The sequence below is a fragment of the Desulfomicrobium norvegicum genome (genome assembly GCF_900114595.1).
GTDB lineage: Bacteria > Desulfobacterota > Desulfovibrionia > Desulfovibrionales > Desulfomicrobiaceae > Desulfomicrobium > Desulfomicrobium macestii.
The window spans coordinates 1-1,037 of the sequence record NZ_FOTO01000045.1 but is presented as its reverse complement, the minus strand read 5'-3'; the positions used below and the strand labels follow the sequence as shown (position 1 = coordinate 1,037).

1 pseudogene is annotated in these 1,037 nt (G+C 62.0%); it reads right to left on the bottom strand.

From position 1 onward, the window contains the following. A pseudogene (locus BMZ24_RS19345) lies at positions 1 to 1,037 on the bottom strand (hypothetical protein); the annotation flags it as partial.

Genomic DNA, 1,037 nt, shown 5'->3' with positions numbered 1-1,037 from the left:
CAAACCACCCGCCACCGCAAAATCCAGATCGCCCTGGGACAGGATGCGGCCGCCCTCATTACTCAGGCTGCCTGCGCTGATGAATGCACCCCGCTCCGTGCCGATAGTGCCCGAATTTGCCATGTGCCCCGCTACGCCTAGGGTCATGGCATCCGTGGCCTCGATGCGGCCGCCCTCGTTGCTCAGGCTGCCTGCGCGGATGCTCGCCAGCCCTTCGGTCCGGATGGCCCCGGTGTTTGAGATATTTCCCGTGGCCTCCAGACTGCTTGATTTTTTGGATGAAATCTCGCCGCCGGCATTGACGATGTCCCCCGCGGAATGAATCCTGACCGCCTCGATGGAAAACATCCGGCCCGAATTCAGGACATGCGCGCCCTCGACGTCGAGGCTACCCCTGGCCTGCATCTGCCCCGTGTTGCCAACGACGCCGCCCGCGTTCAAAACGGCGTTGCCCCCGGAAACGATGCTTCCCGCATTCGTGATGCCGGAACGCGTTGCAACGGCCAGATTCGTGCCGGACTCGATCCTGCCGTCAACATTGTGCAGCGACTCGGAAGAAACCCGCGCATCATCTGCATACAGCAAGGCCTGCGTGCCTGCTTCCGACTTGAGCACCAAATCCTTTAAAGCCGTAACCTCCGCAATTTTCGCTGCCGCAAGCGAACCGGAAATTTCCACGCTGTCAGCGGTCGAGGCAACCCGGACATCATTGTCCGAGGAAACACGCCCCTTGATGCGTATCCTGCCATCGGCGGTCAGGACCAGCTCATCGGTGGCGTGGGTGACGCCTTCCAGATTCACGCCCACGCCCTTCTCATTGCCCACAAGGATGATGCGCTCGGCATACATGCCGCCAAGGGCCGTGGAGTCCAGCGCCACTGCGGGAACATCCGAACCGTCCGGGGGCAGGGCGGAAAATTGGCCCGTGGCGACGTCATGGCTGCCGTATCCGGTGCTGATGCCCAGCTTCACGGCGTGCACGTCGGCGTTGATCCTGGCCGTGCGGCTGATGATGTCGAATGCGTCGAGATTGGAGA